The organism is Chromobacterium sp. FG89, assembly GCF_057808735.1.
The window spans coordinates 1-16177 of record NZ_JBMDIQ010000002.1 but is presented as its reverse complement, the minus strand read 5'-3'; the positions used below and the strand labels follow the sequence as shown (position 1 = coordinate 16177).

At 65.9% G+C, this 16177-nt stretch carries 8 protein-coding genes and 1 pseudogene; 4 read left to right on the top strand and 5 right to left on the bottom strand.

Going from position 1 to position 16177, the window contains the following annotated elements; genetic code table 11:
* Positions 1 to 85: 85 nt before the first annotated feature.
* The 4 genes from hmlG to ACODRW_RS02050 all read left to right on the top strand — a co-directional run bounded on the left by hmlG (position 86) and on the right by ACODRW_RS02050 (position 11735).
* A complete protein-coding gene (gene hmlG, locus ACODRW_RS02065; protein WP_488905090.1) occupies positions 86 to 8536 on the top strand; it encodes a jagaricin-like haemolysin non-ribosomal peptide synthetase HmlG in 8451 nt (2816 codons plus the stop codon).
* The gene (gene hmlH, locus ACODRW_RS02060) at positions 8529 to 9860 is read left to right on the top strand and encodes a jagaricin export MFS transporter HmlH (RefSeq protein ID WP_488905089.1); all 1332 of its coding nucleotides are present in this window, start codon (positions 8529 to 8531) and stop codon (positions 9858 to 9860) included. The genes hmlG and hmlH overlap by 8 nt, the downstream gene beginning before the upstream one ends.
* Positions 9861 to 9864: 4 nt before the next feature.
* Positions 9865 to 10644 carry a thioesterase II family protein gene (locus ACODRW_RS02055; protein ID WP_488905088.1) on the top strand — a complete coding sequence of 260 codons (780 nt, stop codon included), beginning with the start codon at positions 9865 to 9867 and terminating at the stop codon, positions 10642 to 10644.
* 767 nt (positions 10645 to 11411) lie between these two features.
* Complete coding sequence (locus tag ACODRW_RS02050) at positions 11412 to 11735, top strand: hypothetical protein (protein ID WP_488905087.1); 324 nt, start codon at positions 11412 to 11414, stop codon at positions 11733 to 11735.
* A gap of 125 nt (positions 11736 to 11860) precedes the next feature.
* Here ACODRW_RS02050 and ACODRW_RS02045 read toward each other — a convergent pair whose 3' ends face one another.
* The 5 genes and pseudogenes from ACODRW_RS02045 to ACODRW_RS02025 all read right to left on the bottom strand — a co-directional run.
* Positions 11861 to 12142, bottom strand: a complete 282-nt coding sequence (locus ACODRW_RS02045; protein ID WP_488905086.1) for a hypothetical protein — start codon at positions 12140 to 12142, stop codon at positions 11861 to 11863.
* Positions 12143 to 12207: 65 nt separating this feature from the next.
* On the bottom strand, positions 12208 to 12591 hold the full coding sequence (locus tag ACODRW_RS02040) for a hypothetical protein (protein ID WP_488905085.1): 384 nt from the start codon (positions 12589 to 12591) through the stop codon (positions 12208 to 12210).
* A gap of 2 nt (positions 12592 to 12593) precedes the next feature.
* Positions 12594 to 13016 carry a hypothetical protein gene (locus ACODRW_RS02035; protein WP_488905084.1) on the bottom strand — a complete coding sequence of 141 codons (423 nt, stop codon included), beginning with the start codon at positions 13014 to 13016 and terminating at the stop codon, positions 12594 to 12596.
* Positions 13017 to 13854: 838 nt separating this feature from the next.
* Positions 13855 to 14004 (bottom strand): annotated as a pseudogene (locus ACODRW_RS02030) (DUF7660 family protein); the annotation flags it as partial.
* Between the two features lie 515 nt (positions 14005 to 14519).
* Positions 14520 to 16177: hypothetical protein (locus ACODRW_RS02025; protein WP_488905083.1), on the bottom strand; the 1658-nt coding region annotated here is incomplete at its 5' end.

Here is a 16177-nt window from a genome sequence, read left to right as displayed (position 1 = left end):
TCGAAAAATAATCGAAATCAAATCGGGCGCGATGGACGCGCAGCCCGATGGGCGCCGACAACACATCACCTGGAAAGCCATTGAAATGAGCGTTAGCGATTGGAACGATAACGACCTGGACCTTCTCGACCATTTGCTGGAACAAGAACTGGACGTCTTGCTCCCGGCCCCCGCGCCCGTCGATGGCGGGCGGATCGCCCGCGGCGACGCCGCCTCCGGCCCGCTGTCCTTCCAACAACAGCGGCTCTGGTTCCTGCACCAATTGAGCGCCGGCGCCGCCGCCTACAATATCTGCTCCGCCTTCCGCCTGAGCGGCGCCTTGCAGGCGGACGCGCTGTGCCGGGCCTTTGATTGCGTGGTGGCGCGCCACGCCTCGCTGCGCACCGCCATCCGCGAAGTGGACGGCGCGGCGGCGCAGATCCCGCAGCCGGCCGGCCGCGCGACCATCGAGCGCCTGGACTGGTCCGGCCTGCCGGCCGAAGAAGCCGCCTCCCGGCTGGAGGCGCTGGCGCGCCGCGAAAGCGCCCACGCCTTCGACCTGTCCGTCGGCCAGCCGCTGCGCATCGCGCTGCTGAAGCTGGCGGCGGACGAACACGCGGTGGTGCTGACCCTGCATCACATCGTCGGCGACGCCTGGTCGCTGACGGTGCTGATGGACGAGGCGGCCCGCGCCTACGCCGCGCTCAGCCGCGGCCGCGCGCCGGAACTGCCCGAGCTGCCCATCCAGTACCTGGACTACGCGCGCTGGCAGCACGCCAACGGCCGGCAAGACCGCTGGGACGCCGACCTCGCCTACTGGAAAACCCAGCTGGCCGGCCTGCCCACGCTGGAGCTGCCCACCGACAAGCCGCGGCCGCCGGTGCAGGGCTTCGACGGCGCCACCGTGGGCTTCGACATCGGCGCCGATACCGCCGAGCGCCTGCGCCGGCTGGCGGCGGCCGAACGCACCACCCTGTTCTGCCTGCTGCTGTCCGCCTTCCAGGCGCTGCTGGCCCGCCACGCGCGTCAGGACGATCTGGCCATCGGCACCTCGCTGGCCGGCCGCGAACGGGTGGAAACCGAGGGACTGATCGGCTTCTTCGCCAATATGCTGGTGATCCGCGGCCGCATCGGCCCCGCGGACAGCTTCCGCCAGTTCGCGCGCCGGCAATCGGACACCATGCGCGACGCGGTGGAGCACGCCGCCGTGCCCTATGACCAACTGGTCGGCGCGCTGGGCCAAGCCAGCCGCGACCCCAGCCGCAACCCGCTGTTCCAGGTCGCCTTCACCCTGCTCAACATCCCGGCGGCGATGCCGACGCTGGACGGGCTGCGGCTGACTCCGGTGCTGAGCCAGGAGGCCGCCCGTTTCGATCTGGAGCTGTTCATGCGCGAGACCGAGGACGGCCTGTCCGGCGCGTTCTCCTACAACACCGCGCTGTTCGAGCGGCTCTCGGTGGAGCGCCTCGCCGAACAACTGAGCCTGCTGCTGGACGCCGCCAGCCGTCAGCCGGACGCGCCGCTGGCCGCGCTGCCGCTGACCACGCCGCAACAGGCCGCCGCCCTGCTGACCTTGCCGCGGCAGGCCGCCGCCGTCGATTGCGAGCCGGTGCACCGCGCCTTCAGCCGCTTCGCCGCGCGGCAAGCCGACGCCGCGGCGCTGCGCTGCGACGGCCGGGAACTGAGCTACGGCGAGCTGGAACGGCTGTCGGACGCCGCCGCACGGCGGCTGGCGGCCGCCGGCGTGCGGCCGGGCGAACCGGTGGGCCTGTGGCTGACGCCCTCCTTCGAAATGCTGATCGGCGTGCTGGCCGCGCTCAAGGCCGGCGCCGGCTATGTGCCGATGGACCCGGCCTATCCGGCCGACCGCATCCGCTACATCCTGGAAGACAGCGGCGCGCGCGCCGTGCTCAGCACCGAGGCATTGGCGCCCTCGCTGCCGCCCTTCGCCGGCCCGCTGCTGACGCTGGACGCGGCGGAACCCGCGCCGGCGGCGGCGCTGCCGGCCGGCGACGACCCGGACGGCCTGGCCTACATCATCTACACCTCCGGCTCCACCGGCCGGCCCAAGGGCGTGGCGGTCAGCCACCGCAACTGCGCCCGGCTGTTCTCCAGCAGCGCCGAGCTGTTCCGCTTCGGCCCGCGCGAAGTGTGGACGCTGTTCCATTCCTACGCCTTCGACTTCTCGGTGTGGGAAATCTGGGGCGCGCTGGCCCACGGCGGCGTCCTGCTGATTGTGCCGCCGCTGCTGGCCCGCTCCTCGGACGCCTTCTACCAGCTGTTGTGCGAGGAAAAAGTCACCGTGCTGAGCCAGACCCCGTCGGCCTTCCGCCAATTGATGGCCGCCGAGGAAGCGAACCCGCGCGAAGGCGATCTGGCGCTGCGCTACGTCGTCTTCGGCGGCGAAGCGCTGGACCTGAGCAGCCTGGAACCCTGGCTGGACCGCCACGGCGACGACTACCCGCAGCTGATCAATATGTACGGCATCACCGAAACCACCGTGCACGTGACCTTCCGCCGCATCGGCCTGCCCGAAATCAAGCGCAAGCTGGGCAGCGTGATCGGCGCGGCGCTGCCCGATCTGTGCATCCGTCTGCTGGACGACGCCCTGCAGCCGGTGCCGCCGGGCATGGTGGGCGAAATCCACGTGGGCGGCGCCGGCGTGGCGCTGGGCTACGTCAATCAGCCGGAGCTGAGCGCCCAGCGCTTCATGCCGGACCCGCACCTGGACAGCGGCCTGCGCTTCTACCGCAGCGGCGATCTGGCGCGCGTCACCCCGCGCGGCGAGCTGGAATACCGCGGCCGCGCCGACCAACAGGTCAAGCTGCGCGGCTTCCGCATTGAAACCGCCGAAATCCAGGCCCTGCTCAGCCAGCACCCGGCGGTGGCGGAAGCCGCCGTGGTGGTGCGCGGCGACGGCGATCAGGCGCGGCTGGTCGCCTACGTCGCCAAGCGCAGCGGCGTGGACGCCGCCGCCAAGGACAAGGACAAGGGCTGGCTGCCCGCCTTCGACATGATCTACGAGGACGCGCCGGCCGAGGACGCCGACCTCGACCTGGTCGGCTGGACCGACTCCTACGACAACGCGCTGATTCCCGCCGAACACATGCGGCGCTGGCGCGACGAGATCCTGAGCCGCATCCGCGCGCTGAACCCGCGCCGGGTGCTGGAAATCGGCGTCGGCAGCGGCATGCTGCTGCTCGCCGTCGCCCCGGACTGCGAGCATTACCACGGCCTGGACTTCTCCGCCCGCGCGCTGGAGCGCCTGGGCCGCACCGTGGCCGCGCGCGGCCTGGAACAGGTGACGCTGGAGCGGCGCGAAGCCCGCGAGCTGGCCGGCCTGCCGGACGACTTCGACACCGTGATCGTCAATTCCGTGGCGCAATACTTCCCCGACGCCGCCTACTTCCTGGACGTGGTGGACCAGGCGCTGGCGCGGCTGCGCCCCGGCGGCAAACTGCTGCTGGGCGACCTGCGCCACCTGGGCCTGCTGCGCCACTTCCAGGCCAGCCGCCTGCTGCGCCGCCTGCCCGCCGTCGCCCGCCCGACGCGGGCGGAACTGCGCCGTCAACTGGACGCGCTGATCGCCGAGGAAAAGGAACTGCTGGTGGACCCGGCGCTGTTCCGCCGCCTGGCGCGCCGCCGCGGCGACATCGCCGCAATCGAAATCCGCCTGAAGGAAGACGGCGGCGATTGCGAGCTGACCACCTACCGCTACGACGTGGTGCTGAGCAAGGGCGCGCCGCGCGCCGCCGCCGCGCCGGCCGCAGACGCCTCGCGCTTGCGGCCCGGCCTGGCCAACCGCCGCGCCGCCGAGGTCAACCGCTTCCTCGCCTGGCTGGATCATGATCCGGCCAACAGCGCGGCCGACGACGAAGCCGCCGACGGCCAGCCCTGGCGGGCGCAAGCGCCGTCTGACGCCGCCGAGCCGGCCGAACTGCTGGCCGAAGCCGCGGCCGCCGGCCTGGCCGCCCGCCTCAGCTGGAGCGAGGACGCCGCCGACGGCCGTTTCGACCTGGCCTTGGCCGCCGCGGCCGACGCCCTGCCGCCGCTGGCGCTGGAACGGCTGGACGGGAACGACGACGGCGAGCCCACCGCCTGCTTCAACACCCCGGCGCAAAGCCAGCCGCGCGACGCGCTGGGACCCGAGCTGCGCCGCCATCTGGCCGCGCACCTGCCCGACTACATGCTGCCGGCCGCCTTCGTCACCCTGGACAAACTGCCGCTGACCCATAGCGGCAAGCTGGACTGGCGCGCCTTGCCCGAGCCCGGCCAGGCCCAACAAGGCGGCGCCGACGCCGGAGCGCCGCCGCGCAACCGCGCCGAAAACGAAGTGGCCCGCCTCTGGGGCGAGGTCTTGGGCGTCGGCGGCCTGGGCCGCGAACAGAACTTCTTCGAAGCCGGCGGCCACTCCCTGCTGGCCACCCGGGTCATGTCCAGGCTGCGCGCCGAATTCGGCGTCGAACTGCCGCTGCGCACCCTGTTCGAACACCCGACGGTGGCCGAATTCGCCGCCGCGCTGGCGGCACGCGTCGCACTGGAAGACCCCGCCGCGCCGGCCTCCGCGCCGGAGCGCCGCATCCCGCCGGCCGACCGCTCGCGGCCGCTGCCGGCCTCCTTCGCCCAACAGCGCTTCTGGTTCCTGGAACGGCTGGACCAGGGCGAACACGGCGTCTACAACATCGCCCAGGGCCTGCGCCTGCGCGGCCGCCTGGACCTGGCCGCGCTGCGCGCCGCGCTGGCCGGCGTGGTCCGCCGCCACGAGGCGCTGCGCACCCGTTTCGCGCTGAGCGACGGCGAGCTGCGGCAAATCGTCGACGGCGGCGACGGGCCGGAACTGCAGGAACTGACGCTGCGCGTGGACGCCGGCGACAGCCTGGACGCGGCGCTGAATCGCGCCGCCGACGCCTTCGCCCGGCCCAAGTTCGACCTGGAGGCCGCGCCGCCGCTGCGCTTCGCCCTGCTGCGCATCGGCCCGGACGACGCCGCGCTGCTGATCGCGCTGCACCACGCGCTGTCCGACGGCTGGTCGCTGGGCGTGCTGGTGCGTGAATTCGGCGAGCTCTACGCCGCCGCGCGGGAACAACGCCCGCCCAGCCTGCCCGCCCTGCCCATCCAGTACGGCGACTTCGCCCAATGGCAGCGCGACGCCCTGTCCGGCGAACGCTACGACCAGATGCTGGCGCGCTGGAAAACGCGCCTGGCCGACGCCCCGGCGGCGCTGGAACTGCTGGGCGACCGGCCGCGCGGCGCCGACGGTCCGCGCCGCGGGCGCTTCGTCCGCTTCGATTTCTCGCCGGCGCAGACCCAGAACTTGCGCCGGCTGGCCGAGCGCGCCGGCGGCACCCTGTTCATGGTGCTGCTGGCCGGCTACGCCGAACTGCTGTCCCGCTACAGCGGCCAGCGCGATCTGGTGATAGGCAGCCCCATCGCCAACCGCAATCACCTGGACCTGGAGGGCCTGATCGGCTGCTTCGTCAACACCCTAGCGCTGCGCGTCGATCTGAGCGGCGCGCCCAACGCGCTGCAACTGCTCTCGCGGGTCCGCGACGTGGTGCTGGAAGCCTACGAACTGCAGGACATGCCGTTTGAAACCATCGTCGACGCGCTGCGGCTGGAGCGCTCGCTGGCGCGCAACCCGCTGTTCCAGACCATGCTGGTGCTGCAGAACGCGCCGCTGGACACGCTGCGCCTGCCGGGGCTGGAGCTGGAAACCCTGTCCAACGACGACAGCTCGCCGCGCTTCGACCTGACCCTGACCGTGCACGAAGCCGACGGCGGCCTGCAGGCGATGCTGGAATACGACGTCGACCTGTTCACCAACGCCGGCGCGCGCAGCCTGGCCTCCCGGCTGCAACGCTTGCTGCTGGCCATGGCCGATCAGGCGGAACAGCCCTTGCCGCGCCTGGCGCTGCTGGACGCGGGCGAAAGCCGGCGGCTGCTGGCGGACGACGGCGACGCGGCGTCCGCGCCGGCCACCCTGCTGCCCCTGATCGAGGCCAGCGCCGCCGCCGCGCCGGAAGCGACGGCCTTGAGCGACGAGCGCCGCAGCCTGAGCTACGGCGAACTCAACCGCCGCGCCAACCAGCTGGCGCGCGGCCTGATCCGGCTCGGCGTCGGCCCGGAAGACATCGTCGCCATCGCGCTGCCGCGCTCCGCCGACGCCGTGGTGGCCATGCTCGCCGCGCTGAAAGCCGGCGCCGCCTATCTGCCGCTGGACCTGGACTACCCGGCCGCCCGTATCGCCTTCATGCTGCAAGACGCCGCCCCGCGCTGCGTGCTGACCCTGAGCGACGCCACGCTGCCGGACGGCGCGACGCGGCTGAATCTGGACGAGCCGGCCCTGCAAGCGCAACTGGCCGCGCTGCCGGACGGCAACCCCGCCGACGCCGAGCGCGTCCGCCCGCTGCGGCCCGAGCACCCCGCCTACCTGATCTACACCTCCGGCTCCACCGGCGTCCCCAAGGGCGTGGCGATCCAGCACGGCAATCTCCACGCCTCCACCGCCGCCCGCCTCGCCTTCTATCCGGCGGAACTGTCGCGGCCGGGCACCGCCTTCCTGCTGCTGCCCTCCTTCTCCTTCGATAGCTCGGTGGCCCTGCTGTTCTGGTCGCTGGCCTGCGGCGGCCGGCTGATCCTCAGCCGCGCCGGCGGCCAGCTGGAGCCCGGCTACCTGGCCGGCCTGGTGGAGCGCGAGCGGGCCGAAGTCTGGCTCAGCCTGCCCTCGCTGTACCGGACTGTGGCCCAGGCCCAGCCCGCCGGCTGGGGCGGATCGCTGCGCGCGGTCCTGTTCGGCGGCGAAACGGTGTCGGCCGGCGACCTGATAGGCCAAGGCCGGCGCTTCTACAACGAATACGGCCCCACCGAGGCCACCGTCTGGGGCACCGCGACGGAAATCGCCGCGCGCGACGGCCAGCCCGTCGACATCGGCCGCGCCATCCCCGGCTACCGCGCCTACATCCTGGACGAGGCCTTGCAGCCGACGCCGCCCGGCCTCGCCGGCGAACTCTACCTCGCCGGCCCCGGCGTCGCCCGCGGCTATCTGCGCCGCCCGCGGCTCACCGCGGAGCGCTTCCTCCCCAACCCCTTCCGCTGCGGCGAGCGGATCTACCGCACCGGCGACCGCGCGCGCTGGCTGGCGGACGGCCGCATCGAATACCTGGGCCGCGGCGACCAACAGCTGAAGCTGCGCGGTTATCGCATCGAAACCGGCGAGATCGAAGCCGCGCTCAGCGCCCAGCCCGGCATCGCCGCCGCCGCGGTGGCGCTGCACCACGCGCCGCCCGCCGCCGCGCGGCTGGTGGGCTATCTGGTGCCGGCGGGCGGCGAGGCGGACACCGCCGCGCTGCGCCGCGCGCTGGCGGAGCAATTGCCGGAATACATGATCCCCAGCGCCTGGGTCAGCCTGCCGGCGCTGCCGCTGACACCCAACGGCAAGCTGGACCGCCGCGCGCTGCCGGCGCCGGAGCTGGCAGCGCGCGCCTACCGTGCGCCGGGCACCCCGCTGGAAACTCAGCTTGCCGCGCTGTTCGCCGCCGTTCTGGGCCTGCCGCGCATCGGCGTGGACGACAGCTTCTTCGACATGGGCGGCCACTCGCTGCTGACGCTGCAACTGCTGTCCCGCATCCGCGAGGAACTGGGCGTGGAGCTGCCGCTGGCCTCGCTGTTCACCTCCGGCACCGTCGCCGAGTTCGCCCGGCTGGTGGCCGAGGCCGGCCAGGCCGCCGCGCCGTCGGTGCTGGTGCCGATCCGGACCGACGGCGACGACGGCGCCCTGCTGCTGGTGCACGACGGCTCCGGCCAGATCATCGGCTATCAAAAGCTGGTGGAGCGGCTGTCGCCGCGCTGGCGCGTCTACGGTCTGCAAGCGGCGGGGCTGGACCCGGCCGTCGCCGCCGACGACAGCGTGGCGGCCATGGCCGAACGCTACGCCGCCGCCGTGCGGCAAGCCGGCCTGCCCGGACCGCTGATCCTGGCCGGCCACTCCTTCGGCGCCGCGGTGGCGGCGGAGCTGGCGCGGCGGCTGGTCGAGACCGGCGTCGAAGTCAACCTGCTGGCGGCGCTGGACGCTCCGCCGCGCCCGGACGCCGGCTTCCTGAACGAACTGCCCCAGGACGAGGCCGGGCTGCTGCATTACATGGCCCGCACCGTGGAAATCGCCACCGGCAAAACGCTGGCCGTCTCGGAAGACATGCTGCGGCCGCTGGACCGCGCCGGGCGCTTCGCGCTGCTCAGCCGGCGGGTGCAAGACTCCGGCCTGTTCCCCCAGGGCATGGACCCGCGCCGGGTGGAAGCCATGTTCGACGTCTACCGCGCCAACCTGCTCAGCCTGCGCGGCCATCAGCCGCAAACCACGCCCTGCCCGGTGGCGGTGTGGGTCACCGACGGGCTGGCCGCCAGCATGGCCGGACCGGCCGACCTGGGCTGGTCCGACTACGCCGCCGGCCCGGTCCAGGTGTTCCGCGCCGCCGGCGAACACGCCGACATGCTGCGCGAGCCGCATGTGGCCGGGCTGGCGGACAGCCTGGAGCGCGCGATGCGAGAACGCCATGTCTAAGCCCATGTCCGCCTCCCTCGCCGCCCCGCCGTCCTCGCTCTGGCGCGACCGGCGCTTTCTCTGGCTCTCCGCCGCCTGGTTCTGCTCCATCCTGGGCCAGCAGACCGCGCTGATCGCCCTGCCCTGGCTGGTGCTGCAGCTGGGCGGCGACGGCCTCGCCCTCGGCCTGGTCGTCACCGCGATGGAACTGCCGCGCGCGGTGTTCATCATCGTCGGCGGCGCGGTGGCGGACCGGCACTCGCCGCGGCGGGTGTTCCAGTGCTCGCTGCTGTGCTGCGCGGCGCTGCTGGCGCTGCTAGGCTACGCCGCCTACCGCGGCGGGCTGCCCTTGGCCTGGCTCTATCCCTTCGCCGCCACCATGGGCGTCGTCGCCGCCTTCACCGGGCCGTCGGCCGCCGCCCTGCTGCCCAACACCGTGCCGGAAGACAGGCTGCAACAGGCCAACTCCGTGTTCATGGCGGTCAACCAGCTCACCTTGCTGACCGGCCCCATGTTGGCCGGCGTGCTGATCGCCCTGCCCGGCGTCCGCGCCGGCGGCGGCCTGGGCCTCGCCTTCCTCTTGGGCGCCGCCTGCTTTCTGAGCGCCGGCCTGATGCTCAGCCGGCTGCGGCCCCGCGCCGCCGCCGCGCAGGCGCAATCGACGCAATCCGCCGCCGGCATCCTGCGCGCCATCCGCCGCGGCGCCGCCTGGACTTGGGGCGACGCCACCCTGCGCGCGCTGTTCTTCTACTGGGCGGTGATCGCCTTCCTGACCGCCGGCCCCATCCAGATCGGCCTGCCGCTGCTGGTCAAAACCGCGATGGGGCTGGACGCCGGCCATTTCGGCACCCTGCTGTCCGCGCAAGGCGCGGGCAGCCTGCTGGGCATGGCCCTGCTCAGCCTGCTGCCGCCCAAAGCGCTGGGCCGGCTGGGATGGATGGTATTCTGCGCGGACGCCCTGATGGGCGCGATGATCATCGGCCTGGGCCTGTCCCCCGCGTTTGCCGCCAGTTGCGCGATGATGTTCCTGATCGGCCTCTTCGGCGGCCTGGTCCAAGTCCGGCTGATGGCCTGGATCCAGGCCCGCATTCCGGCGGAAATGCGCGGCCGGGTGATGAGTTTTTTAATGTTCATGATGGCGGCGGTCACGCCCTTGTCCACCACGCTGGCCGGCGTGAGCCTGGCGTCCGCGCCGGTGCGCGCCTTGTTCGCCGGCGCCGGCCTGCTGCTGATCGGCGTCGCCGTGCTGGCGCTGTGCAGCCCCCGGCTGCGCGCCATCGGCGCGCCCGGCTGCACCGGCCCGGCGGAGCTCCGCCCCACCCCTTCCCTGCAAACAGGAGACTGAATCGATGCACCCCTCACCCTGGCTCCAGCGCCAGTCCGCCAGCCAGCCGCCGCGGCTGCGCCTGTACTGCTTTCCCTACGCCGGCGGCCATGCCGGCGCCTATGCCGGCTGGCAAGGCCGGCTGCCTCCCGAAGTGGAAGTCTGCGCCGCGCAACTGCCCGGCCGCGCCGCCCGCTTCCGCGAAGCCGGCTTCAAGGCGCTGCCGCCGCTGGTGGACGCGCTGGCGCGGGAATTACCCTTGGACGACGAACTGCCCTTCGCCTTCTTCGGCCACAGCATGGGCGGGCTGATCGCCTTCGAACTGGCGCGGCGGCTGCGCGCCCAAGGCCGGCCGCAGCCGCTGCGGCTGATCGTGTCCGGCTGCGACGCGCCGCAACACCGCCAGCCGCCGCGCATGCTGCACCGGATGGACGACGACGGCTTCATCGACGCGCTGCGCGACTACAACGGCACGCCCGCGGAAATCCTGGCCCACCGGGAAATGATGGATCTGCTGCTGCCCACCCTGCGCACCGACTTCGAACTGGTGGAAACCTATCGCTACCAGCCGGCCCCGCCGCTGGCCCTGCCCATCACCGTGCTGGCCGGGCGCGGCGACCGGCAACGTCTGCCGGAACAGACCGAAGGCTGGCAGCGGGAAACCGCCGCGCCCGCGCGCGTGCACTGGTTCGACGGCGACCACTTCTTCATCGCCAGCGCCCGGGACGCCGTGCTCGCGCGCCTCAACAGCGAACTCGCCGAGACGCTGTCCAGCCCTGCAGCCGCCATGCCGGACCTTGCCTAAGAACCTGTTCACGATCTTTTCTGATCGGGAGTATTGTTCAAGGCATTGAATCCGCTTCGCGGATGATGATTTAGGGCCGGTTCCGCCCTGACCGAGCGAGGCAAGCGTAGCGTCGCGAGGGAATAAAACGGAAAGGGGAATTTGCGCGGCCAAATTCCCCTTTACCCCAAAGGCCGCCCTGCAAGCCTGGCCTACGGCTTCCCGCCGGTTCCCGTCAGTCCCGAGGCGCGGCTGAACTCTCTACGTGCGAATCTCTGATTCGCTCAGTGATGGCGCGCTAACGTCGCGCTGCTCGAACAAGCAGCCGCTTAAGACCTCGGGCCTGCCACCCGTCGGCAGGCTTGAAGGGACCTGGGGCGCGTCGGATACGTGGTCTCCTACATATCTAGCAGCGTTTAACCACACCTACAAAAGATCATAAACAGACTCTAAGCCTCTGCCGCCGGAGGAAACACCGAACTCAAACGCGCCCGGCCTCGCTGCGCCGCCATAGCGGACGCCCGCCCCTTGCCTCCCCGCCACAGGCACGTGATAATCCGGCCGTGCTGTGCTTCAGCACCGGGCGTAGGAACCCGAGTTGCATCATGGCGGACATCACTGCGAGAGCAGCTGTGTCCGTGTGCCTTGTCATGCCCTCATAGGCGGACCGGGCGAGGCAGCCCGCGGGCTGGCCGGTTCCATGGTGCCGGTATTCCTACCCTCGTTCGGGCTGCCGCCCACCGTAGGAAGTGGGCTGCGGAAAACATACCGTACATCATGGAGGCACCATGTCTAACGCCCCTCACCCCCACCACATCCCATCGCTATCTACCTTGCTGTTCCAACTGAAAAGCTTGCGTCAGCAGGATGCCACGCTCCACCCGATTGACCCGCTATTGCGGCAACTCGACGCGTACTGCGAACACTTCGATCACAGCCTTCATCTGCTCAGCCTGGAATTCAATCAAGTCAGCACCGCCTTGTCGGCGCTGGCGGCGATGCTGGAGCAATCCAAGCTAGACACGCTAGAATGCAAACAGGTGTATTGCCTGCTGGAACCCTTCGCCCACCGCTTGCAACAGACTACGATGCAGATGCAGGAGCTTGCTTGAGCCTTATAAACGACAAAGCCCCGGGAGGGGCTTTGGGGAGGCTTGGGCTTACTAAGTTACGGCGCGTCCAAAGGCAGTGTTGGCAAGGTACCGCGTGGGTAAGCCTTTTGGCTTGCACACGCTACTTACTCGGCCTCTCCCAATTTCTGAATGGTTACCCCTTGCTGCACCACCGCAGCAAGGAATGAGACAACCACATTCATATCTACCTTAACAGCAAGTCGGTACCTGATATATGAAATTGCCAAAACACCACTTCGGCTATCCAGCAACCGAAAATCACTTAAATCTTTCTCTGAAAACCCCTCAAAGCTGCCAACATCCCCTCCCTTAAGCAAAGAGACATTTCTCCCAAGGACCAATCCAATTTTATGAACAATATCCGAATCAGGAATTATACTATTCATTTTTTGCCTTTTGCCACCCGACCCAAATATCAAATCAAAACACCCACATCAAAACCAATACGACATCACACAACAACCTCCCTAATCATTTCCAGCTTTCCATCCACAAAAACATATCTACGCATCCAACTCCCTTCCTCTACCTCTGAGCGATACAAAAATTTAACTTCTTCCAGCCCTGACAGCAAAGCCATTAAAACATCAGGCTCTACAACCTCATTAGCCTCCAGCAACCAAACACATTCTTTAAAATCCTCCTCCTGCCACTCATTATCGCTAAAATTCCTAATCAGACGATAGCTGGTACCACCCTCACCCATTGCAAGGTAATACTCTCCCAAAAAACCACTTCCATGAGGCAAAAAACAAACCTTTAGCATTTCCCCAAGCAGGCGCACCACATCACCTACATCTTGCTTCTCAACCCCATAATGATCATAAACATTCATTTTCACATTCCCAGTTTAAAAATATGCGAGGGGCCTTTTAGCGTATCGGAAATATTATCATAAAACATAAACTCCACTGGACGACCTGATTGCTGAGACAATATTTTTTGCATTTCACGCAAACCAAGCAAACTGGCCTGTTCTGTACTTAATGGACCAATACGATCTGGCATAGTTTTCACTTTAAATCCAGCAGTTCTACCAAAGCCCAAAGATTTTAGATAAAGATCATCATTCACCAATGCAATATCGTAGTCACTTAAGCGACCATAATCAAATGGCGCACCCAGTATTTTACTATATGGTGAGCTACGACCAGAAACAGAACTACCTTTAAAAACAATAGAAGTATTCTCTGGCAGACCGGCTTTGAGCACATCAACAAACGCGCCATATTCTCTAAAATCCTTAAACCCATATGGCAATGGTGCACCTGAGGGGTCAAATGCTCTAGCAGGCCCCCCTCCGGCACCGCATACATCCTCAGCCCCGGCGTACTCTGCTCTGCCAAACGGTCCAGTCTCGGCCCAAACGCTTCCACTGTATCCCTTGCCAGCAAACGCGTGCCCATGCCTGCCTCTATGCTCAGCAGGCTGGACCCGCGTAGCAAACGCGACCCTGGCGCCCAGGACAACAAGGCATTGCCGGCCAATGCGCCAGCCTGCTCCTTGCTCAGTTCTCCAAGGTTCTTCGCAAAATACATCAGCTCACCCGCCGTCTTGCCTAGCGCATCCGGCAAACCGCGGACCAACGCCTCATTACGCACGGTAGCGCCTCAGTCGTCAATCAGCCCTCCGCTGAGTAAGATCGCCGCCAGTTCGTAGGGTGAGCAAATCCCGATTTGCCCACACGGCAAACGCGGCCTCGCACGAGCAAACCCTTGGGCTTTACCACCCTACTTGCCACACCCATCGACCCGCTATTGCGCCAGCTCGACGAGTACTGCGCACCGCGCCCGCCCGATCATCCCCCAGCTTGGCCAGGTCAGCAGCGCGCTGGCGGCAATACTGGAACTATCCAATCTCGACACGCTGGAATGCGAATAGGTGTATTGCCTGTTGGAACCCTTCCCCCGCCGCTTGCAACAGACTGCGATGCAAATGCAGGAACTGGCCTAATCCCTCCAAACGACCAAAGCCCCAAGAGGGGCTTTGGTCGCTGGGTTACTATGTTTTTTCACTCAGATAAATTCAAAATTATTCGCACAATAATCTTTATCGAAAACTACATGAACATACTATTCCCACGCAAGGAATATAACTATTATGCGGCATAAACGGTAGCAGCCCGCAGTATTTCTGCAGTCATCTTCCAAGTAATTTCTTCAAAATCCACAACTTCATCCATATTCTTATAGAGTCCACTCATACCCCTTGTAAACTCAGAAAACCCAGCAAGAAACTGGCCAAGAGCAACACTACCCCATCATCGCTATTATTTTTATAATCTTGATTCAGACATTAAACAAACCGAACAAAATTCGCCCTTGATTTCACAAATTTCGCAAAGGCACAAAGCTCATCACCGGTCATTTTCACTTACCCCACGAACCCAAACACCCTCCCTCATCAAGTTCAATATTTTCACACCGGCCAAATAAACATGAATTTTTATTCAAAACAGCACCAATTAATCAACATAAAAAATAATATCATTACATTTATGTAACCCTCCCTATCGATACCCCTTTAAATAATGATACACATCAAGAAATGACATTCCCACCCCTGAAGCCCCCCCTGAAATAACTGCCCACTTGAGCGCCCTAAAAAAAAGCCCCTGATCTAGATTCCAATTAAAATACCCAACAAAAGGCCAAGAAATAATTGGTGAAGCAAAAATAGCAAAAATATAACCAAAAACAAAAATCAATACAAACAAAAGAGTTTGCACGAGTAACCTAGTCAAAAAAAACTTTAAAAACACAATCACTTCTTCTCTCCATTACGTTGTAACGCATTAACAACATTGCCCCCAGTTGCTTCCTGAGTAATTCCACCCAGATTATTACCAACAAAAGAGGGAAGCCCGCTCGGCTGATTCCATCCCTTTACCTCATATGGTCCAACGGTTATCCAGTCTGACCGATACCATGGATTCAGCTTCAAATTTAGTTGTCTAGCTACAACGCTACCAATACCAAAACCAACAACACTACCTGCTGCGGCACCAGCCATACCAGGCAAAGGGTCCTGCCCCTGAAAGCCAGAACTTACACTAGCGGCATAAGTATTGAATACAACCGTTCCTGTCAAGCTTGCACCATTCGTCCACCACCCCCCAACAGTCCCTAGCCCAACATCTAGCCAATTCACAGGTTGATTTGGATTGAACACCCTCTGTGCCCCATAGTTTATCCCCCCTCCAAAAATAGCCGTCGTAAATTTACTAGCTAGGCTAGCGCCCTCTGCAACCACAATTCTCCCTAGCATCGGCAAGCCCAACAACATCTCAAAATAGACATTGTTCAGCGCTTCACTTTCTGCTGTTGGCAGTTTCCAATTCGCAGCATACTCTGTTTGAGCTTTGGCTGAATTGTGAGGCTTTACCTTACCCTTCATTGCACTCGAACGAGCCGGATCAGGAGCAGCCTTAGCCGCTGTCGCGCGTTGCGCCATCGGCTCGTCGTCCACCACAGCATAAGCAGCCTCGTTGCTCACCGAATCCAGGCTGAGCCAAGCTGGCTCCAGGGCTTCCGCCCGGCCGCTAAAGCCCCAGTCGCGCACCTGTTTGGCAAATGCCGCCTTCTGCTGTTGCCGTGCCCTATCCTGATTTTGGATGCCGCTCACCACCTGGTCTCCTAGCGCGCTGCCGAAGGATTCCGCCGCAATCGCGCTCCAGTTAGGACGCTGGCCGGTCAGTTGCGATTGGATACCTCCCGACACCAGGCCGCGCAGCGTGCCGTAGCCCACATTGGCGACTGGGTCCTTGCTGCTCCAGCCCAAGCCCTCCGCCATCCAGCCGCTGGCCCCAGCCGCCGCGCCGCTGGCCGCTATCGCGGTCCAGTTGAAGGACTTTTGCAGCCCCGTGGCCATGGCTACGCCCTGGGTCATCGCGTTGACCGCCATCGTCCGCGCCACCGTCTCGCCCAGCCCCTTGCCGGCAAAGGCCGACAACGAGGAGGTATTGGACGCCCCCGCCAGGCCAGCGGTCGCCGCCGTCGAGAACGCCGACAGCCCCACCTGCCCCCAGGAGAAGCGGTCCTGCATCCCCATTGCCATCGCCACGCCCTGGCTAGCTATGGACCCCACCGCGCCGGCAATGCCTGCCGCCGCTAGAGCGCCCAGACTCGCACCTGCGCTACCCAAGACCGCAAGACCGGAGGCCATCAACCCGCTCCCTGCTGCTACGAGCCCCGGCGCCAGGATCGGGGCCAGCGCTCCGGCGGTTACCACCACCGCCACCACGGCGACAATGGCAACAAAGATGGAGCCGAAACCGCCGCAGCCCCCTCCGCCCCCGCCTTGTTGCGGCGGCGGCGGCGGATCCGGCAGCGTCGGGGTCACATCGCCAATCGCCTCACCTGGGCTATACACCCGGTAAGTGCCGCTGTTGTTGTGCACATTCGTCACTTTGTTCGGCACTT

Coding starts and splice junctions, on each gene's coding strand:
- hmlG (WP_488905090.1), top strand. CDS start 86: ATGAGCGTTAGCGATTGGAACGATAACGACCTGGACCTTCTCGACCAT.
- ACODRW_RS02040 (WP_488905085.1), bottom strand. CDS start 12,591: ATGAATGTTTATGATCATTATGGGGTTGAGAAGCAAGATGTAGGTGAT.
- hmlH (WP_488905089.1), top strand. CDS start 8,529: ATGTCTAAGCCCATGTCCGCCTCCCTCGCCGCCCCGCCGTCCTCGCTC.
- ACODRW_RS02045 (WP_488905086.1), bottom strand. CDS start 12,142: ATGAATAGTATAATTCCTGATTCGGATATTGTTCATAAAATTGGATTG.
- ACODRW_RS02050 (WP_488905087.1), top strand. CDS start 11,412: ATGTCTAACGCCCCTCACCCCCACCACATCCCATCGCTATCTACCTTG.
- ACODRW_RS02055 (WP_488905088.1), top strand. CDS start 9,865: ATGCACCCCTCACCCTGGCTCCAGCGCCAGTCCGCCAGCCAGCCGCCG.